The organism is Corynebacterium mustelae (assembly GCF_001020985.1).
GTDB classification, from domain to species: domain Bacteria; phylum Actinomycetota; class Actinomycetes; order Mycobacteriales; family Mycobacteriaceae; genus Corynebacterium; species Corynebacterium mustelae.
This window is the reverse complement of the sequence record NZ_CP011542.1, coordinates 998,525-1,018,338: the sequence shown is the minus strand read 5'-3', so window position 1 is coordinate 1,018,338 and position 19,814 is coordinate 998,525. Positions and strand designations below refer to the sequence as shown.

At 53.2% G+C, this 19,814-nt stretch carries 14 protein-coding genes; 8 read left to right on the top strand and 6 right to left on the bottom strand.

What is annotated here, in order from left to right:
• Nucleotides 1-124: 124 nt before the first annotated feature.
• From CMUST_RS04770 to CMUST_RS04760, 3 genes are read left to right on the top strand one after another with little or no spacing between them, the layout of a single operon-like run.
• Nucleotides 125-685: a PadR family transcriptional regulator gene (locus tag CMUST_RS04770; RefSeq protein WP_047261549.1), complete on the top strand. Its 561-nt coding sequence runs from the start codon at nt 125-127 to the stop codon at nt 683-685.
• Entirely contained in the window at nt 682-1,374 is a 693-nt protein-coding gene (locus CMUST_RS04765) for an ABC transporter ATP-binding protein (protein ID WP_047261548.1), read from the top strand. Before CMUST_RS04770 ends, CMUST_RS04765 begins: the two co-directional genes overlap by 4 nt.
• Nucleotides 1,371-4,274, top strand: a complete 2,904-nt coding sequence (locus tag CMUST_RS04760; protein ID WP_047261547.1) for an FtsX-like permease family protein — start codon at nt 1,371-1,373, stop codon at nt 4,272-4,274. The genes CMUST_RS04765 and CMUST_RS04760 overlap by 4 nt, the downstream gene beginning before the upstream one ends.
• Nucleotides 4,275-4,347: 73 nt before the next feature.
• On the opposite strand, the gene pcrA is transcribed toward CMUST_RS04760, so the two are convergent.
• Nucleotides 4,348-7,035: a DNA helicase PcrA gene (gene pcrA / locus CMUST_RS04755; RefSeq protein WP_083987417.1), complete on the bottom strand. Its 2,688-nt coding sequence runs from the start codon at nt 7,033-7,035 to the stop codon at nt 4,348-4,350.
• Between the two features lie 148 nt (nt 7,036-7,183).
• Between pcrA and CMUST_RS04750 the strand changes: the two genes are divergently transcribed.
• Both CMUST_RS04750 and pgi read left to right on the top strand, forming a co-directional pair.
• Nucleotides 7,184-7,501, top strand: coding sequence for a chorismate mutase (locus CMUST_RS04750; protein ID WP_047261546.1), 318 nt, complete (start codon nt 7,184-7,186; stop codon nt 7,499-7,501).
• A gap of 189 nt (nt 7,502-7,690) precedes the next feature.
• Nucleotides 7,691-9,331 carry a glucose-6-phosphate isomerase gene (gene pgi, locus CMUST_RS04745; protein WP_047261545.1) on the top strand — a complete coding sequence of 547 codons (1,641 nt, stop codon included), beginning with the start codon at nt 7,691-7,693 and terminating at the stop codon, nt 9,329-9,331.
• 63 nt (nt 9,332-9,394) lie between these two features.
• Here pgi and CMUST_RS04740 read toward each other — a convergent pair whose 3' ends face one another.
• From CMUST_RS04740 to CMUST_RS04725, 4 genes are all read right to left on the bottom strand, one after another.
• Nucleotides 9,395-10,342 carry an alpha/beta hydrolase gene (locus tag CMUST_RS04740; RefSeq protein ID WP_047261544.1) on the bottom strand — a complete coding sequence of 316 codons (948 nt, stop codon included), beginning with the start codon at nt 10,340-10,342 and terminating at the stop codon, nt 9,395-9,397.
• 13 nt (nt 10,343-10,355) lie between these two features.
• The gene (locus CMUST_RS04735) at nt 10,356-11,180 is read right to left on the bottom strand and encodes an Fpg/Nei family DNA glycosylase (RefSeq protein ID WP_047261543.1); all 825 of its coding nucleotides are present in this window, start codon (nt 11,178-11,180) and stop codon (nt 10,356-10,358) included.
• A 21-nt stretch (nt 11,181-11,201) separates the two neighbouring features.
• A complete protein-coding gene (locus CMUST_RS04730; RefSeq protein WP_047261542.1) occupies nt 11,202-11,615 on the bottom strand; it encodes a YccF domain-containing protein in 414 nt (137 codons plus the stop codon).
• A 125-nt stretch (nt 11,616-11,740) separates the two neighbouring features.
• Complete coding sequence (locus CMUST_RS04725) at nt 11,741-16,612, bottom strand: Lhr family helicase (RefSeq protein WP_047261541.1); 4,872 nt, start codon at nt 16,610-16,612, stop codon at nt 11,741-11,743.
• Between the two features lie 35 nt (nt 16,613-16,647).
• Here CMUST_RS04725 and CMUST_RS04720 point away from each other — a divergent pair, with 35 nt between their 5' ends.
• The 3 genes from CMUST_RS04720 (at nt 16,648) to CMUST_RS04710 (ending at nt 18,803) form a co-directional block, all read left to right on the top strand.
• On the top strand, nt 16,648-17,406 hold the full coding sequence (locus tag CMUST_RS04720; protein WP_047261540.1) for a 3'(2'),5'-bisphosphate nucleotidase CysQ: 759 nt from the start codon (nt 16,648-16,650) through the stop codon (nt 17,404-17,406).
• A gap of 109 nt (nt 17,407-17,515) precedes the next feature.
• Nucleotides 17,516-18,322, top strand: coding sequence for a thymidylate synthase (locus tag CMUST_RS04715; protein ID WP_047261539.1), 807 nt, complete (start codon nt 17,516-17,518; stop codon nt 18,320-18,322).
• 7 nt (nt 18,323-18,329) lie between these two features.
• Complete coding sequence (locus CMUST_RS04710; RefSeq protein WP_047261538.1) at nt 18,330-18,803, top strand: dihydrofolate reductase; 474 nt, start codon at nt 18,330-18,332, stop codon at nt 18,801-18,803.
• A 35-nt stretch (nt 18,804-18,838) separates the two neighbouring features.
• Here CMUST_RS04710 and CMUST_RS04705 read toward each other — a convergent pair whose 3' ends face one another.
• On the bottom strand, nt 18,839-19,759 hold the full coding sequence (locus CMUST_RS04705; RefSeq protein ID WP_047261537.1) for a Dyp-type peroxidase: 921 nt from the start codon (nt 19,757-19,759) through the stop codon (nt 18,839-18,841).
• Nucleotides 19,760-19,814 lie beyond the last annotated feature (55 nt).

The following is a 19,814-nucleotide window of genomic DNA, read 5'->3' as shown; positions in this document are numbered from 1 at the left end:
ATAAGAAAAAGCTTAATTTCCTTAGTGGGTATTTACATTCCATTAGTTACCGGGTAACCTTTACCGTAGGTTACCCGGTAACTAATGCCCAACTTTCCCGTTTCTTCCCAGCTAGGAGCTAGAAATGTCAATAAAATTTGCGTTACTAGCACTACTTTCCGATAGGCCGCGCACCGCCAGTGGGCTGCAACAAGAGTTTTTAGAGCGCACTGCAGGCACTCAGAAACTCAACATCGGACAAGTATCGCAAACCTTAAGTCGCTTAGAACGCGATTTATTAATTCAAACCGCAGGATCTATCACCGGCCCTAATGGACATCAGGCCGACACTTACTCACTCACTGAGTCTGGGACACTGGCGCTTAAAGACTGGTGGAATGCCCCAGTAACCAGAGCCTTAAGCGACCGCGACGAGTTAGTGACGAAAATTATCCTGGCATCTAGCAGCCACCAACCGAATATTCTTGGCATTCTTGATAGTCAACGTGCCGCCATATTGGGGCAACTTCGAACGTTAAACTCCCATAGCCGCTCGCTTCCGCAGACCCGCAACGCCGAAAGACTACATATCGAACGCAGAATCTTTGATCTAGAGGCAGAAGCACGGTGGCTCGACCGCGTTGAGTCGCTTGCCGCTGCCACAGCCAATCCCGCCAAATCTCATCGTGACGGAGAACAAAAATGAACGCTTTTCCCGTTGAATTACAAGACGTTTGCTGCGTATTCGGCACCGAACCGCACACAGTTACGGCACTTGATCACGTTTCCATGGCGGTACAACCTGGCGAATTAGTTGCGGTCATGGGCCCATCCGGCTCTGGAAAATCTACCCTGCTTAATGTCGCGGGATTACTCCAACCACCTACCTCGGGCCGAGTCCTCATTGATGGTATTGATACCTCCACGATGAACGATGCTAAAACAGCACAGCTTAGACGTACCCATATCGGCGTCGTGTTTCAGCGCTTTAATTTGGTTCCGACGCTCACCGTTGGTGAGAACATCGCTCTTCCGCTTGAACTCGACGGACAAGACGTCGAAAAGCTGCGTCCCGAAGTGGAAGAAGCGCTAGCTGCGGTCGGCCTAGCCGGACTGGCAGAGCGATTTCCCGACGAAATTTCTGGCGGTCAAGCACAACGTGTAGCCATCGCTCGGGCGCTCATTGGCCCCCGTCGACTATTGCTTGCCGACGAACCAACCGGCGCGTTAGATACCGCCACCGGTGACGAGGTTTTGCGTATCCTTCGCGACCGCATCGATCAAGGTGCTGCTGGAATCTTGGTTACCCATGAACCACGGTTCGCGGGCTGGGCCGACCGGGTCATCCACGTACGTGATGGCAAAATCACTTCGCGAGAGGTACCCCAACCATGAGCTCGATTACCGCCGCAATTCGCCCAACCATTCGGGACGTACGTAAGCACCCATTCCGCAGTCTGGCCGCAATCATTCTCATCGCTATTCCGGTCGCAATGGCATCGTTTATGCTCATCATCGGGGCATCAAGCGAGCAGTTCTCCCAACTGACATCAATTAAAACGATCGCTATAAAGTCTGGAACTGACTGCGAACAGGACTACACCGGGTGGCTTTACACTTGTAAAGACGGTCTCGCTTCTAATCCTGAAACCTACCGTCCCACACCATTGCAAGAAGATTCGGCTTCGAAGCTGGAAAACCAAAAAATATCCCGAAATGACATCACCGCCGCATTAGGCGATGACTTTCATGCGGAATTGCGTGCCAGCGCCACCGCAATTTTTGAGATCCATGGCCGTTCCGTTCAGGAATCTGTAACCCAGTTAGACGGTACTCATCTGTTACCTGGTAACCCCGATATCCCTACAGATGGTGTAGTTCTCACCGAAGACACCGCTTCCCGGCTAGGTGCAAAGATCGGCGACAAGATTCAGATCACTTCACTTACCTGGGGTGACAGCAATACCGTCATCAGCGCTGTTAATTCCAGCACACCGAAGACGCTAACTGTGTCATCTATAAGCCCCGGCTGGGATAACTACGTTTTGGCACCAACGCTCGTATCAGATGCCCAGGTCACTTCCAAACACCAGGCGACATGGAGCATCTCCGGATCACGGGAGATCACCTGGCAAGATGTAAAGACCCTCAACCGGTTAGGGATTGTCGTTCGCGATCAGAACATATCCCAGCACCCGGATCGAATCGACCCGGCTGACATGTACGAACAATATCGGGAAGACTTAGAATCGTCCCAAACCGATTTCATTCCACACGATTCCGTCTTTTCCGAACTCCCGTTTTTACTGTTCATACTCTCCTTTTACGCAGTCGGTGGTCTGCTTATCTTGGCGGTGATCAGTCCAGTATTCGCCATAGCGACTTCCCGACAAACCGCAGTCTATGCACTCATGCGTTCCCAAGGCGCGAACCGGCGGCACATTCGGCTAGCTGTTATGGCTTATGGCACCATCGCAGGGCTTATCGGTGGCACCATCGGAATTACGGTAGGCATACTCGCGGCCCTTATCCACTGGAAGAGCACATTTGCCGGGTGGCCGATAGCGTTTAACGCCAAGTGGCTGATTCTAAGTTTCGTCCTTGCTGTCATCGGCTCAACCATTGCGGCGGCGATACCAGCGTTTCTCGCAGCACGAGGCAGCATCATGTCGGGTGTGGAGAAAAGCCAACCAGACCGGTTACGGAAATGGCGAAAGTGGATGGCTATCGGCCCCATCGGGTTAGCTGTGCTAGCAATCGCTAAGATGGTGGAAAACTCCATTACTTATGATTGGGATTTTCAGTCCACATCCGACGAAGTGTTATATACGCTTTATTCGATTGCGTCATCTTTGGGCACTTTAGGAACCGTCGTCTTCCTTTTCGCAAGTGTCCCCGCATTGATTTTCGCCTTAGGAGCTGTCCGTAAACCGCTAGCAGCAAAACTGGCCGGACGGCTGATACGTCGACAAGCGCTCAAGTCGTCATCAATCGTCGCTGCGATCATCGGCATAGTGTTCGTCACTACCAGTTTCATTGTTATGGATTCGACCTATGCATTGGAAAACCACACTATCGCAACAGATTCGTTTAATGAAAAGGCCATAGTAGTCACCCCTAGCACTAGGTTCCATGAAACAGCACAGACTGTGCCAGTGGACAAGCTTTCCTCAGATGAAAGTCAGACACCGTCGCCGCAAATCAAAGAGGCGCTAGACATCGTTTCTAAGGTGATTGCACCGGAACATGAAAACCTCCCGACTATTCCGCTTTATGCTAAGGGGGAAAACGAACCTTCGTCGTACGATCTCGACATCTCGTCTTTTAGCCTTGATGACGGTTGCGTGAAAAAGCTTGATGAGTACTATCAATCCTCGGATCCTAACGCCACGCTCGATTCTGAAACTGCACGTAAATGTAGATATCATCGCTTAAGTGGAGCTCATAGCCCATCGTGGTTAGGTGGTAGCGATTCGGTTCTGATCGGCGGTGTGGAACTTTTACAGTTGATAAACACCAACCCAAACACCATATCCGAGGCGACACTAGCGCAGGCAACCAAAGTACTTGAAGCTGGTGGAATAGTAGGCTCGTCAGCTATTCCGCTTAGCGGTGATCAACCATTCATCGTGGAGACCTTCCTGTCAGAAGATAAGAAACCAAAAGTCTCTGCTAAAGCCACAGTGCCTTTTAGCGCCGCATTGCCCGAGGAATTCAGCGGGTGGATCATCAGCCCGCAAGCCGCTGAGAAACTTGGATTATCTGCAAGTTATATCGGCCATGCAGTCATAGGTGACCGCCCAATCACACATGACGATATGACGGAAATTTCGGAACGCATCACCACTAAGAACAATTTCATTGAAGCACACGCTCTCAATAACCCAATGCCGTCTCCGCTGATTCCGTTGCTTTTTATCAGTGCGATAATCCTGGCGATTATTGGGCTCATCATCGTGCTTTCCTTAGCTCAGGTACGCGCCCAAAACGAACAATTATACGCGCTTGGGGCACCGACGAAGCTCATGCGCCGGGTAGGTGCCTTCTATCTGGGAATGATGGCACTAGTGGGCACTGTTCCGGCAGTCGTTCTGGGGCACATTGTTGCTTTCTTGCTGCTTGATCCCACAGAATATGACGAAAATGGTGAGGTCATTAGCATCGGTAACCTGGAATTCTGGCATGTCCAATGGCAGCTCGTGGTGATGTTGTGCCTGGTTGTGCCACTCATCGCGGCACTAATGGGATACTGTGCAACCAGAAGCAATAAGTATCTCAGTTACCGCCAAGACTAGAAACGTCGAAAAGCAACCGTCCATCTACCCACAGCGCCCAACCGGCTACCGGAAGGCAGCTGTGGGTTTTTGGTTACAGTTTCTCTATCTGCACCCCTCCGATGAGCATCAGCCGCACCTTGCCTGCGGAACCGAAATCGATCATAACGGAGGGATATGACCCGGCGTTATCCACGCTCAGCACCGTACCCAAACCGTATTTCGCATGATTGACTCGGTCGCCAGCCACAAGTTCCAGGTTGCTTCGGTCCAGTGGTTTCTTCGGTATCCCCGGACGAGAGCGTCCTGGCTTCGATGAGCCATACCGAGAGCCGGAACCGCCGGAGAAATAACCCGATTGGCTCACCCCACCGTAGCTTAAGTCCTCTCCCCACCCAGAGGATGCGGTTGGTTCTTCTCGACGCCAATCAATCAAGTCGCTTGGGATGTCTTCTAGGAATCGTGATGCCGGATTGGTCACCGCATTACCCCACGACGACCGCAACATAGCACGGGTGATGTAGAGGGTTTTTCGGGCCCTAGTAATTCCTACATACGCTAACCGACGTTCTTCCGCCAACTCGCGCGGATTACCCAATGAGCGTAGATGCGGGAATTGCCCATCTTCCCACCCCAGTAGGAAGACCACTGGAAATTCCAAACCTTTAGCGGTGTGTAGTGTCATGAGTGTGACAACACCCTGGTCGTTATCCGGTATCTGGTCGGCATCGGCCACCAGCGATACTTTTTCCAGAAATGCTTGCAATGATCCCGGTTGCGGCTCACCAACGTCGCGAGATAGCGCTATGTCGTCGCCGGATTCTGACTGTTGAAACGCCAATTGGTTCGCCGCCTCGGAACTGAATTCCCTGGCAACAGAAACCAATTCGTTGAGGTTATCTAACCGGGCACCGTCCTGTGGGTCATTGCTTAGTTCCAGCTCCGCTTTATAGCCAGTTGCATCCAAAATCCGGGATACTACTGCACCAATGTCTGGAAGTCCGGTGACATCGTTTATTAACTCGTTCGATTCGGAGCGCAGGTTAGCCATCAATTCGACAAAACCCGCGACCGCGTTTTTAGCCCGACTACCGAGCATGGAAATCTCACCGTTACTGGCGTCGATAAGCGCCTGGCTGAAACTAACACCGGTGTTGTCCACATGCACTTGAATAAACGCTAACGCCCTGTCCCCGATCCCCCGGCGCGGCGTATTGATGATGCGACGAATTGAGACTTCGTCGTCAGGGTTATCGAGCACCCGCAAATAGGCGATGATGTCGCGGATTTCCTTGCGCTCGTAGAATCGGGTGCCACCAACCACCTTGTATGGGATTCCGGTGCGAATGAAGACATCTTCCACCGCACGAGATGAGTTGTTGGTGCGATACATGATGGCAATGTCACCGAAGTTTTTGCCTTCATCTATCAACTGGTCGATTTCTTGTGCCACAAATCGCGCTTCGTCGTGTTCGTTGTCAGCAACGTACCCGATGATTTTATTTCCTGCGCCTTGGTCGGTCCAGAGTTTCTTTTCGCGTCGGTTCTCGTTGTGGGCGATAACGGCGTTGGCTGCAGAGAGGATCGTTTGGGTGGAGCGGTAGTTTTGTTCCAGCACGATGGTGCGGGCTTGTGGGTAATCGCGTTCGAATTCTTCGATATTGCGTATCGTGGCGCCCCGGAAAGCGTAGATTGACTGGTCGGAATCGCCCACGACACAAAGCTCGGCAGCTTCTTCCCCAGTACCGACAAGCTCGTTAATGAGTACGTATTGGGCGTGGTTAGTGTCTTGGTACTCGTCGATGAGAACGTGCCGGAATCTGCGCCGATAGTGGGCTGTAACTTCGGGGTGGGTGCGGAAAATAGTCACTACCTCCCCGATTAAGTCATCAAAGTCGAGTGAGTTGGCAGCCCGGAGTCGCTTCTGATATTCCTGATAGGCTAACGCGATCGCTTTATTGTATGGGTTGCGGGTGGTTTCAGCCTCGTCAAGTGCGGTCTCGGGGTCGATCAGTTCGTTTTTCAGCGCCGAAATTCCGGTGGCCAGAAGCCGCGGTGGAAATTTCTTCGGGTCTAGTTCCAAATCCTTGGCAACCATGGCTAATAGGCGTTTGGAATCGTCGGTGTCGTAAATGGTGAAGTTGGTGTTCAGCCCAGACACGAGATGTGCTTGTTCCCGAAGCAGCCGTACACAGGTGGAATGGAATGTTGCTACCCACATTCGGTTTGCAACTGGCCCGACCAACCCGGTGACGCGTTCACGCATTTCAGCGGCGGCTTTATTGGTGAAGGTAATCGCGAGAATCTGGCCGGGGCTGATGTTTCGCTGGCCCATAAGGTAGGCGATGCGTCTTGTGAGGACGGCGGTTTTTCCAGAACCTGCGCCCGCGATGATGAGAAGGGGGCTACCGATATGCTCCACGGCTTCGCGTTGCTCGGGGTTAAGCCCTGCGATGAGGTCGGTTGTAGCCACAATCGGACTGCGTGATACCGAGGTGGCTCTAAACGGCGAATCTGGGGTGGTTACTGCGCTGTCGGCAGGGGAAGCTGCGCGGGCAGCTGGTGCGGTGGCCGGTTTTTTAGGGGGTAGCGGCTCAGCTGGCAGCGGCTCTTTTAGTATGGGTGGTTCTTCTATCAGCTGTGGTTGCTTTGGTGGCGATGATTCGATGGGGTTTGGCGTATTACTACGATCATCGAACCCTCCTAGTGTGGAAAATAGGTCAGGTTGTTCAGCGGGGTGGTTGTGTCGTGGCAGGAATGGGGAGGCGCTATTTTCACTCATGGTTCTTCCAACTTACAACGTTGCCCCAACATGGGTTGGCAACACTTCTTGGCTTTGCCCGTATCGGGTTAAAATTCACGGTTCTTCTTCCCCCTTACTGGTTGAACGTACTTCCTGATCTTAGGTGAATTCTGGCACAATAACAGCCATGAGCACTGACGCGCAGCCTTTGCCGGAACACTTTGATATTCGATCGCCATCGGGTACGGACGATCCGCTTTCAGATGCGGAAATCCAGCAGTACCGGGAAGAAATCAATCGGTTGGATCGGGTTATTTTAGATGCGGTTAAACGACGCACGGAGATTTCCAAAGCGATCGGTAAAACCCGGATGTCCTCTGGCGGTACGAGGTTGGTGCATACCCGTGAGGTTGCAATCATCAATCAGTTTCGGGAGGAGTTAGGCGACGAAGGCCCTGGTTTGGCGCAGATTTTGCTGCGAATGGGGCGCGGTCGGCTAGGTTAATGTTCCCCTGCTTCCTCGTGGTGCGGCTGGTGTTAGATGTATCGCTGGCTTTCTTAAAAAAATATGGTCTTGGCCGTCGTGGATCAAGGTGCACGCCGGAAAGCGGCAGCGTTATTGACTACCGTTAGAAGAGGTTTGTAGTTTATACAGCCACAAACACTTTTGTTTAGAAATGGAGAACCTTTCATTATGTCCCTCGACATTACTTCAACTCCCCAATGGCACACGGTTGCTGAAGCGCAGAAAAAGCTAAGCTCGACCACGTTACGTGAGCTTTTTGCGGCCGATCCTGAGCGCGCAACGAAATATAGCCTGGATGCGGCAGGGTTGCATGTTGATCTTTCCAAGAATTTGCTTGACGACGCCACCCGGGCAGCATTGGTGGATCTCGCCCATGCGGCTGCGCTGCCTGAACGTATTGAGGATATGTTCACCGGTGTGCACATTAATGACACTGAAGATCGAGCTGTGCTGCACACTGCCCTGCGGTTGCCAGCAAGCGCCGATCTGGTAGTGGATGGACAAGACATCGCTGCTGATGTTCATGAGGTGCTCGGTCGGATGCGGGATTTCGCAACTGCTCTGCGGTCTGGGTCGTGGCTGGGCTATACCGGACGCACGATTAAAACTGTGGTCAATATCGGTATCGGCGGTTCTGATCTTGGTCCAGTAATGGCGGTCAAGGCGCTGCGCGCGTATGCGACTGCTGGTATTTCTGCCAAATTTGTTTCTAATGTCGACCCGGCAGACATGGTATCCGTTTTGGATGAATGCGATCCAGAATCGACGCTTTTTGTGGTTGCTTCTAAGACTTTTACTACCCAAGAAACTCTCGCCAATGCTCATGCTGCCAAGCGCTGGTTGGTGGATAAGCTTGGTGCTGAGGATGCCGTAGCAAAGCACTTTGTGGCGGTGTCGACCAATGCGGAGAAAGTCGCTGAATTCGGTATTGATACCAAGAATATGTTTGGGTTCTGGGAATGGGTGGGGGGCCGCTATTCGGTGGATTCCGCTATTGGTTTATCCTTGATGGCGGTTATTGGGCCGATGGATTTCATGCGGTTTTTAGAGGGCTTCCACGCGATGGATGTTCACTTCCGTACCGCTGACCTTGATCAGAATATTCCTGTGCTCATGGGTCTGTTGGGTGTGCTATATAACGACTTTTTCGGTGCCGAAACCCACGCAGTTTTGCCGTACTCTGAGGATTTGGGGCGATTCCCAGCGTATTTGCAGCAATTGACGATGGAGTCCAACGGCAAATCGGTGCGCCACGACGGCAGCCCGGTGACCTGTGGAACAGGCGAGATTTATTGGGGTGAACCAGGCACTAATGGCCAACATGCTTTCTTCCAATTGATGCACCAGGGTACGAAACTCATTCCAGCGGATTTCATTGGTTTTGCCCGCCCAAAGCAGGATTTGCCCACCGCTGATGGAACTGGCAGTATGCACGATTTACTGATGAGCAATTTCTTCGCACAGACTAAGGTGCTGGCCTTCGGTAAGACCGCCGAAGAGATCGCCGCTGAAGGAGTGGCACAAGAGTTGGTTAACCACAAGGTTATGCCAGGCAACCGCCCCACCACCACTATCCTTGCACAGGAGCTCACCCCCGCTGTACTTGGTGCGTTAATCGCATTGTACGAGCACATCACCTTTGTGCAGGGTGTTATTTGGGACGTGAATTCTTTCGACCAGTGGGGCGTAGAGCTGGGCAAACAGCAAGCCAATGATTTGGCCCCAGCAGTTTCTGGTGCCGAGGAAGTCAATTCTGGCGATGGCTCCACTGATGCATTAATCAAGTGGTTCCGCGCACACCGTAATTAAACACATGACTTCGCACTGGTAGTTTGCTAGTTTCCTGGCAAGCTACCAGTGTTTTTATCAGTTTTAGGCTAGATGCTTTCGGATAGCTGTAAGAAGCGAGTCCCTAAACGCGACCATGCGCTCATCATTGGGGACCAGAATATCTGTACCGTGATACATACCCGGTACTGTTACTAGTTCGCATTCAGGTAGCCGCATCGCATAGGCAACGTTCTCGGCGTAGAACAGATCAAGGGTGCCCACTCCAATCCACGCTGGCGGTGTCCCACTGAGATCATCCCGGCGCGCTGGCACCGCATAGCAGCCAGGCTTGGTGGTTTTACCGTTTCCGCCAAGGTAGCTGCGCCACCCGTAGCGGTTCGCACTTGGCCACCATAACGGTGCAAAAGTAGTTGTTGTATCGGTGTGACCAGTTGCATCATCAAGCATTGGGTATATCAGAGCGTGGAAGGCAATCGTGATCTTGTTATCTACCGCCCGTTGCACCAAGGCTGCGGCTAAACCACCGCCAGCGGAACTGCCCACGACAACGATACTGCTGGGGGTTTGAGAGCAAAGCCATTCCAGTGCCGTGTAGCAATCATCAAGCGGAATTGGATAGGGGTGTTCCGGAGCCAGACGGTAGTCAACGCTGAAGATCTGGCATTGTAAATCCTGTGCAAGGTACGAGCAATATTCGTGGTCCACGGCTGCAGATCCCATGATGTACCCGCCGCCGTGTATCCATAACACAACCGGTGTTCCTGGGATCTCCATAGACGTTGATTTCGGTGTGTACTGGAAAACGGAGATATCCGCACCAGAGCTTTTAACCGTGCGACGGGTTAGCCTCACGTGCGGGGCTGGCGCAGTGGCAGCGTTTCGGAATGTACGGAAAAACCATAGTGACAAGCGGTTATTCGGTTGGATCAGGTGCTTGCACGCGGTGTGCTTGAGTTCTGGTGGAATGAGCGAAAGCATGCGGTGGCGTTGGCTAAAAAAGCGGCAGATGCGTAGCACAAGAAGAAACATGATTTCTCATCCTCTATGAGGTAGGCGGATCGTCTGGCATAAGTGGTTGACAGTGAGGGCACCACCAAATGATGCGCTCAAGATCATTAAAGTCTCCGCCCAGTTCGGCCTTTTTGATACTGGTGCCGCAGCGGCGGCATGGTTTTCCGTTTCGGCCAAAAACGTAGGCAGATTCACCTGGTCGCCGGATTCCAGTTGTTACTCGCTGCGGTGACAATCGATTAGCCCACATGAGCTTTCGCCCGATACTAAGAACCTCAGCAGTGTTGGTGTTGGCAACCGGGGTGGCGGGGTGGATTCCCGCGATGAAACATATCTCAGCACGATATTCGTTTCCGATTCCGGCTACGTTTCGTTGATCCAGTAGTGCGGTACCGATTGCCCGGTTTGGTGTCGATCTGATGCGTCGTAAAGCTTCAGCGAAACCACCTTCTGCCCACTGTGGGTCTAATATATCTGGCCCGAGATGCGCTATGTGATTGGTGTACTGCGTTGCGGGAAATACCCGGACGAAACCCAAGGAGTGCCCTACTAATTCAATCGGCCCCGACGTATCAGTTAAATGCAGCACCACTCGCGCCGTGTGGCCGGGTTTGCGCCACTTCGCGCCAAGTCGGTGGATTGACCAGGAGCCCTCCATTTTCAGGTGGGTGTGCAAAACGTCTGAGCCAAACTGCATGAATAGGTGTTTGCCGTACGCCCACACCCGGGTGCAGGTGGTTCCTGTGAAATTTGCTGTAGCGAATCTAGGTACCCGGATGTCAGTACGCACGACTTCGCGCCCCACCATGAATTGCAATCGGTGAGCTAACCGAAATATCGAATCACCTTCGGGCATGACAGTGCGATCCGCGCCCTTTTACATCGATACCATCGGACGGTAGCCGAACGGAATGGCGTCGGAAGGGACAATCTTCTTCCCAAATGGGAAACATGTTACTGGGATCATTTTGATATTCGCTATCGCTAGGGGAATGCCGATGATAGTGATAGCCTGTACAGCTGCTGTTATGACATGCCCTAATGCCAGCCATAGCCCGGCGACCACAAACCACACGACGTTGCCGATGGTTGATGCCCCACTAACGCCGGTGGCTGGCTCCACCACTGTGCGGCCAAAGGGCCATAGTGCATAACTTGCCATGCGAAAACTTGCCACCCCGAACGGGATGGTCACGATAAAGACACAAGCGATGAGCCCAAAGAGAAAATAGCCAAAAGCTAGGGCCAACCCTGCGAAAAGAAACCAGATCACATTCAAAATAAAATTCATGTTTACAAGAGTAACCAATCATGCAGGTTTTAGTTCGTGAGGTTTTTAATGTCACATCATCACGCAAAAACCCACCGTCACCGTAACCACCACACGCATCGGTTTGTTCGCACTGTGGCAGTCAATCACTTCCGGTACGGGTTCATCCACTGCGAGGAGTGCGATGACCTGGATTCGGTTTCTTCTGGCAGTTCAGCCAGCGCCTCAGATAAACTGCGTCCGCGTGTTTTTTCTATTCCCCGTACAACTGGGTTAATCGTGATGCCACGAGGCGTGATATTGGCACCAGCGGATCGGAACGCATCAGCAAAGACCGCGTTCAAAGACGGTTCACCATTAATTTTCTCAATGGTAACTCTGGTACTCACCTGTGCTTTTAGCGCCGAAACTATCACTGGGATTGTGTCAGTGACTCCGGTTGGTGGCGGAAATATGGTGAGATTTTTTCCGCCACGCGTTAAGTGGGCTATGGCCACACCGTCGGTGAGAATCACCAGCGCACCGGCGGCACGGTTAGGCCCCGTTATCGGCCATGGAACCGCCGCTCCATACGGATTGGCTGGGTCGCAGGCGGCCAGAACGTAGCTGTCTGGCTCGGTTGCTCCTGACGGCCAACCGGACACATCCGGGCTATCGCTTAATGCGCGAAGGCGGTCGATCACTGCAGGGGTGGAAAACTGGGCAGCACCGAGATCTTCAATAAAATGTCCCCGCATTGCCCGGCCTGCTTCTTCAAAGCGAGACAGAACCTTATAGGCTAACGCAAAACCACCAGCCACCTCCTCAGCGGTTACAGCACCACGAGTCACCACGCCGTAACGCTCCAACCAGCATTCCGCCTGAACCAGCGAGCGCCTAGTCGCATCAGTTTCGGCGCTTGTTGTCGCTGACCATCGCCCCACCATATCGGGCGGACAACTGTGCGCCGCAGCAGCCTGAACTTGCCTGAATCCGGCCCCCATACGACGGAAACTGCGGCCACGGGACCGGTTCGGTTTACGTTTTGCCCGATGCGCAGTATTTGCGCCACTGGCCAATCTGGCCCGTAATGGTGCGAAGCTATCTGGACTAATTGCACCTGTCTCAAAAAGCCCCCACATTGCTTCTTTAAGTTGTGTCTCCGAGTAGCCGTCGGCAGCAACCATAGCCTGGATCGCAGAATACAGATGCGCTCCCCCTGCCCCGATATGCGATAAGATCTGCTGCTGAATACCAGACAAAACTCGACCATTATCATTTGGTTCCGGAATATCGACAAGCTCCGCAGCGAACTCGGTAGGCAGTAATTTCACCCACGGATCAGCCGCACCAGCTATCCCACAACCAACGATGATGACCTCACCGTTGTGGGTCAATTCGTCCAAATCCGCCGGATTATAGTTTCTCACCCGAGCAGGTAATATGACTTCCTCCCAGGCACTCGCAGGCAGCGCTGTACCCGCTAGTTGTTCAATCACCTGGTACACGCCATCAGCGCCACCAAGCTTAGGTGTTTGACCAACCGGCGCCACATGCTGCCACTCGGCAAGAAACCGGGCATAGGTCGCATGTGACACCGGCTGCGCCTGCGCCCGGGCAGCCGCTAAAGACTTCGACCGAATGAGTTTCAAAACGTCTGTGGCCACGTATTCCGTTTCGGTGATGCCGTGTCGATACTGCCCCTGTTGCGCTACCCCGGCAGAACATAACGCAGTTAAGGTACTATGCGCCACCCCGGCTGGCAGCCCAAATGCCGCACACACGTCGTGTAATGTAACCGGCCCACGGCTGCGCAACCACCGAGACACCAATTGACTAACCGCATCAGAAATAGTCTCTACCTGCGCAAAAACCCCGGCCGGCACCGGTATCCCCAAGCCGTCACGTAGTAACGCCGCGTCAACGCTTTGGGCAATGTGCTCCGTGCCAGCAATTCGAACCCGCATCACCCTGGAAGTGGCAAGAAGTTTTATCAAATCGACGTCATAACGCACATGTTCATCTAGCTTATCGACGCGTATCGGGCCCACCACTCGTAAAACGTCGATAAGCTCCTCGTTATCACGCGCCCGCCGATCCGGAGATACTCGCCGCAACTGAGCATCCACATCCGCGATAATCTCCGGATCAAGCAGATCCCGCAAACCCTCCGACCCCAAAAGTTGCGCCAATAAACTCGGATCCAAAGCCAGCGCCGCAGCTCGTTTCTCCGCTAACGGGCTATCACCCTGATACATGAAAGCGCCGGTGTAATTAAACATTATCGCGGAAGCAAATGGGGACGGTTGATCAGTAGTAACCGCCGTTATCGTAATCCGGGAAGCCCTCAGCCCCTTCAACACCGCCGTTAACGCCGGAACGTCATACACATCCTGAATACACTCCCGCACTGTTTCTAAAATGATAGGAAACTTAGGGTATTTTTTCGCCACATCAAGTAACTGGGAAGCCCGCTGGCGCTGCTGCCACAACGGGGCACGTTTACCAGGATTCTTCCGTGGCAACAACAACGCCCGCGCCGCACATTCCCGAAATCTGGAGGCAAACAAAGCAGAATTTCCCACCTGGCTGGCAACAATGTCTGAAATTTCCGCCGGGTCTATATCGAATAACTCCGCACCCGGTATGTGCTCTGACTCCGGCAGCCGCAAAACAATGCCATCATCCGCCGACACCGGTTGCCCGTCCACACCAGTCTCCTCAGAAATCTTTGCACCCACCGCCAACGCCCACGCAGCATTCACACCCCGGCCGAACGGACTGTGCAACACAATTCGCCAGTCCCCCACCTCATCTCTAAACCGCTCCAACACCAAAGTTTTTTCATCCGGCACTACCCCAGTCGCTTCTTGTTGCTCAACAATAAACCGAACCAGATTGTCCTGAGCATGATCATTGAGCCGATCAACCATCGCCACCGCTTCAGCCGGACTCTGAGCAACCGCTCGTCGAAACTCCCCGATAGCCTCGCCTAATTCTGCTGGACGTCCGACCTGATCCCCCGACCAAAACGGCAACCTGCCCGCGTGCCCCGGAGCAGGACTAACCAAAACCTGATCTCTAGTTATCTCCTCAATCCGCCAACTACTAGCACCCAAGGTGAAAACATCACCGACGCGGGATTCATAAACCATTTCCTCATCCAGTTCCCCCACCCGGCGCGCCCCAGCTTCACCGCCAACCAAATACACCCCAAACAAGCCCCGATCCGGAATCGTACCACCCGAGGTTACCGCCACACGTTGCGCGCCGGGTCGGGCAGATAGGGTGCCGGTGAGCCGGTCGAAAGTGATTCGGGGTTTGAGATCAGCAAAATCGGTGGAGGGATACACACCTGACGCTAAGTCGATGACGCTATCGAAGACCTCCCGCGATAGCGTGCGGTATGGGTAGGCGCGGGTGACAGTGGCGTACCAGTGTTCGACATCAAGATCGGCGACTGATACTGCCGCGATTGTTTGTTGGAGCAATACGTCCAATGCATTACGGGGAACGGACAACTTCTCGATAGCCCCAGCACGCATTTGCCGAACGACGACGGCTGTGTCAACCAGATCTGCCCGATGTTTAGGGTAGAAAATTCCGGTTGATATGGCGCCCACATCGTGTCCAGCGCGTCCTACACGTTGTAGCCCGGCAGCTACCGACGGTGGCGCTTCTACTTGTACCACCAGATCGACGGCCCCCATGTCGATGCCTAATTCCAATGAGGACGTGGCTACCACGGCTTTGAGGCTGCCTTCTTTGAGCATGGCTTCGGTTTTTGCTCTCTCGGTTTTGCTTACTGAACCATGGTGAGCTCGGGCAATGATGTGACTGGGGTCTTTTAGGGTGTCGGCCTGCGCCATAACTTGGGCGGGGCTGGTTAATTGCTGCGGGGTGGTTAGCGATTCCGGGTCGATGCTTAGGGTGTAAATTTCGTTCAAACGGGCGGTTAGCCGCTCGGCGCTGCGTCGGGAATTGACGAATACGAGAGTGGAGCGGTGTGCCATTATCTCATCGAACAGGCTGGCCTCAATATATGGCCAAATGCTGCCGCGGCTGGTATCGCCATCGGTCGCCAGGCTCGGTAGGTGGGCAATCGCCGCAGTTTCTGATTGATACTGGACATAAGGTTTCTCAGGTTGTTCTTCTTTTTGCAGCGGTGTGGCTAGCCCCAGGGAATCGTCGAAGATTACTTCGCTGGTGGTAGCTCCCAGTTCGGGACCAGGTAAGTCGGACATATCGGCAACCGGTACGTTAACCTCTAAGTCCCAGCGTTTTTCCGCCGGTGGGTTGATGATCTCTACTGGGCGATCACCACCAAGAAATTGTGCCACTACTTCCAACGGCCGCACTGTCGCCGATAACCCGATGCGTTGCACCGGCTTTTCGACGATGAGATCAAGCCGCTCCAGGCTTAACGCCAGATGAACCCCACGCTTAGTTCCAGCCAGTGCATGGATTTCGTCAATAATGACGGTGTGAACATCGGTCAAAATCCCGGCTGCTTTGGACGTGAGCATCAAATAGGCCGATTCCGGGGTGGTGATGAGAATATCCGGCGGGTTGCGCAATTGAGCGGCACGCTGGGCAGAGGTCGTGTCGCCGCTGCGCACTCCCACCGTTATTTCTGATGGCGCTACCCCCAAACGGGCAGCTGTGTGATTTATCCCAACTAACGGGGCGCGCAGATTATTCTCCACATCCACCCCAAGCGCTTTAAGTGGGGAAATGTAGAGAACCTTAACCCCTGAAGGTTTCCGTTTCGCTGCGCTGGCAGTGGTATTGGACACAGGAAGCGCCATTTGACCGTCTCCTGTGACCAAACTATTTATCGCCCATAAAAACGCCGCCAGTGTCTTACCGGAACCGGTCGGCGCAACGACAAGTGCGTGTTCACCTGCTGAAATCGCATTCCACGCCGCTGTTTGCACGCTGGTTGGGGCGGCGAAAACATCCTGAAACCATGTCGACACCTCAGGCTTGAATCGTGCTAACGCAGTGGCTTGGTTGGATGGCGGCACAAACTCGGACATGTTCTCATTCAATCAAACAACTAAGCTTGATAGCTATGACAGCTCATTTCACCGATGCCACTTTGACCTACCGTCTTGCCAAGGGAACAGGCGATATCCTCAAGGGGATTCGCACCGTCGGTGTGTTACGCGACCGGGCACTTGGCGACGCTGGCGACGATCTCGCCCAAAACTGGATTGCCCGAGTACTCGACCAACACCGCCCTGATGATGGCTTCTTATCGGAGGAGGCCGCCGATAACCCCGAACGCCTTGGTAAGGATCGCGTCTGGATCATTGACCCGCTTGATGGAACCAAGGAATTTGCTACAGGTAGGCAAGATTGGGCTGTGCATATTGCGCTGGTTGAAAACGGGGTTCCTACTCATGCCGCTGTGGGGCTTCCTGATCTAGGGGTAGTTTTCCACTCTGGTGAAGCTCGTGCAGTTACTGGCCCATTCTCCAAACGGATTGCGGTATCTCATAATCGCGCCCCGGCAGTCGCCCACTATGTGGCAGAAAAATTGGGGTTCAGCGCTGATCCGCTGGGGTCAGCTGGCGCTAAAGCAATGCATGTGCTGCTTGGCGATTACGATGCATATATCCACGCTGGTGGCCAATACGAATGGGATTCTGCCGCCCCGGTCGGGGTATGTAAGGCTGCGGGCTTGCATTGTTCCCGCCTGGATGGCACCGAATTAACCTACAACAACAAGGACACGTACCTGCCAGATATTCTGATCTGTCGGCCAGAATTAGCAGACGAAATTCTCGATTTGGCAGCGACTTTCCGGGAAGAAAACGGCTCCTATTAGTCCTTGCTGGCTTTAATTGCAGCAGACGCTCACACTCCAACAAGCCCTGTTGTGCCCGGCCAGAACAGTCATGTTGTTTTTCCTTCAAGTACCAGTACACTTGTGAACCATGACTGTTGCCATTCCCACCCCATATGAAGATCTCTTGCGGAAAATCTTAGCGGAAGGCACCCGCAAGGGTGACCGTACGGGAACTGGCACCACAAGTCTTTTTGCTCAACAGATGCGATTTGATTTGGCAACAAGTTTTCCATTAATAACCACGAAAAAAGTCCACACCCACTCCGTCGTGGGCGAGCTGTTGTGGTTCTTACAGGGGTCGTCCAATGTTGGTTGGTTGCAGGATAATGGCATCCGTATTTGGAATGAGTGGGCTGATGAATCTGGCGAGCTGGGTCCTGTGTACGGCGTGCAATGGCGAAGCTGGCCAACTCCTGATGGCCACCACATCGATCAAATCTCTGCTGCTTTGAATTTATTGAAATCTGACCCAGATTCGCGCCGCAATATCGTCTCCGCGTGGAATGTGTCGGAGTTGACCAACATGGCGCTTCCGCCATGTCACTTGTTATTCCAGTTATATGTTGCAGACGGTAAGTTGTCCTGCCAACTGTATCAACGCAGCGCCGACATGTTTTTAGGTGTGCCGTTTAACATCGCATCGTATTCTCTACTGACCCATATGTTTGCGCAGCAAGCAGGATTGGAAGTCGGAGAGTTCATTTGGACCGGTGGCGATTGCCATATTTACGATAACCACCGTGACCAGGTCGCATTGCAATTAAGCCGTCAGCCGCGCCCTTATCCACAACTTGAGTTGGAAAAAGCACCGGATCTATTCTCCTACACCTTCGATAGCGTAAATTTCGTTGGCTACGATCCGCACCCGACCATTCGGGCGCAGGTGGCGGTCTAGTTCGATAATGCTATCTGCAATCTGGGCGCAAAACGAAACGGGGATCATCGGGGACGGCACAGCCATGCCCTGGCATGTTCCGGAGGATCTCAAACATTTCAAAGAAAAAACCCTTGGTTCCGATGTCATCATGGGGCGCAAAACTTGGGAATCGCTTCCTAAGACTCCCCTGCCTGGACGTAAAAATATCATTATCTCCCGCAGACCTGCCGGGCAGTGGTCAGCTGGCGCCGAAGTAACCGATACAATCCCAACGAGTGGTTGGATAATTGGTGGTGGTCAGTTGTATGCTGCGACAATTGCCGATGTTGCAGTCATCGAACGCACGCTTATCGACGCCCCCCTCACCGCAGCCGACTTAGCAGGCGCTGCGGTTTACGCCCCAGATATTCCCACCGACTTCACCTGCTGCGCTCGCAGTGAGTGGTTGCTGTCGACCAGCGGGCTGTATTACAGGTTTGAAACCTGGGTCCGAGGTTAAACCCCGAACCCATAGCCTGAGACATCGTGGCCAGATTAGTCTTCTTCTTCCACGAACGGTTGCGCGACAGCTAGCAAACCAGCAACTGACGGACAGACATACCACGCCCCAGTTAGTGCATCGGTAAAGTATGTCAATGCATCGCGAGGGCCGCCATCTGCACCAGCCATTTGACGTAGCATTTGCTCCAGCCGCCATTGTTGAAAAGAGAATCCGACGAAAGTCGTGCCGTGATTGGTCAGCTCACCATACGAGGTATTTCGACGGAACACGTCTTGTTCCTCACCGTCTACTTCCACAACTGATCGTGATACGTGGGAAGATTCCGGCATGGATTCTTCAGGCAACTCAACGCTATCGTGTTTGGTTCGGCCAATAACCGCCTGCTGCTTATCGACTGACAAATCATCCCATTCTTTGACGCGGTGTCCCCATTTTTGGAATAGCACTACGGAAGATCCCGCACCTGGCTGTCCAGCTGGAACCCCAACAATACCGGGGGCTTCAAGCGCACCAGGATTTTCGGTTCCATCCTCGAAGCCAGTGAGATCGCGGTTGATTTCATAGGCCCAACCGACTGTTTCATCGGCTACGGTAAAACAGCCAGACAGCTGCGCCATGATGTGCTTTGCAACATCAAAGGACTGCGATCTGGAAAACGAGGCCACCCATATCCACGCATCATGCTGAGTAGCAGGCATTTCATAAGAGTCTATCCCTTGGATTGGTTCGTTGAATCCATGAACATCATGAGGAACAAATTCATTAGCAGCAACATCCGCCCATAGCTCAGGACGCACCCCTACCACGACATTTGCGCCGACAGTGGTGGGGAGATTGATTGCGGCGGCTAGCTGCCCTACTGCGTCTTTCGGGTTGGTTCCGCTAGCCACATCAAGCTCTAGGTACAAGTGATCCGTGGTACCAAGAGCGGTAATTCCAGTTTGGTGAGTCATAGATCTATTATGCCCGCATCCTGGCACCACATTTTAACCGCTGGCTATACATGTT

What these genes read in the sequence shown, in the direction of transcription:
- CMUST_RS04770 (WP_047261549.1), top strand. Translation starts at nt 125, where the DNA reads ATGTCAATAAAATTTGCGTTACTAGCACTACTTTCCGATAGGCCGCGC.
- CMUST_RS04765 (WP_047261548.1), top strand. Translation starts at nt 682, where the DNA reads ATGAACGCTTTTCCCGTTGAATTACAAGACGTTTGCTGCGTATTCGGC.
- CMUST_RS04760 (WP_047261547.1), top strand. Translation starts at nt 1,371, where the DNA reads ATGAGCTCGATTACCGCCGCAATTCGCCCAACCATTCGGGACGTACGT.
- pcrA (WP_083987417.1), bottom strand. Translation starts at nt 7,035, where the DNA reads ATGAGTGAAAATAGCGCCTCCCCATTCCTGCCACGACACAACCACCCC.
- CMUST_RS04750 (WP_047261546.1), top strand. Translation starts at nt 7,184, where the DNA reads ATGAGCACTGACGCGCAGCCTTTGCCGGAACACTTTGATATTCGATCG.
- pgi (WP_047261545.1), top strand. Translation starts at nt 7,691, where the DNA reads ATGTCCCTCGACATTACTTCAACTCCCCAATGGCACACGGTTGCTGAA.
- CMUST_RS04740 (WP_047261544.1), bottom strand. Translation starts at nt 10,342, where the DNA reads ATGTTTCTTCTTGTGCTACGCATCTGCCGCTTTTTTAGCCAACGCCAC.
- CMUST_RS04735 (WP_047261543.1), bottom strand. Translation starts at nt 11,180, where the DNA reads ATGCCCGAAGGTGATTCGATATTTCGGTTAGCTCACCGATTGCAATTC.
- CMUST_RS04730 (WP_047261542.1), bottom strand. Translation starts at nt 11,615, where the DNA reads ATGAATTTTATTTTGAATGTGATCTGGTTTCTTTTCGCAGGGTTGGCC.
- CMUST_RS04725 (WP_047261541.1), bottom strand. Translation starts at nt 16,612, where the DNA reads ATGTCCGAGTTTGTGCCGCCATCCAACCAAGCCACTGCGTTAGCACGA.
- CMUST_RS04720 (WP_047261540.1), top strand. Translation starts at nt 16,648, where the DNA reads ATGACAGCTCATTTCACCGATGCCACTTTGACCTACCGTCTTGCCAAG.
- CMUST_RS04715 (WP_047261539.1), top strand. Translation starts at nt 17,516, where the DNA reads ATGACTGTTGCCATTCCCACCCCATATGAAGATCTCTTGCGGAAAATC.
- CMUST_RS04710 (WP_047261538.1), top strand. Translation starts at nt 18,330, where the DNA reads ATGCTATCTGCAATCTGGGCGCAAAACGAAACGGGGATCATCGGGGAC.
- CMUST_RS04705 (WP_047261537.1), bottom strand. Translation starts at nt 19,759, where the DNA reads ATGACTCACCAAACTGGAATTACCGCTCTTGGTACCACGGATCACTTG.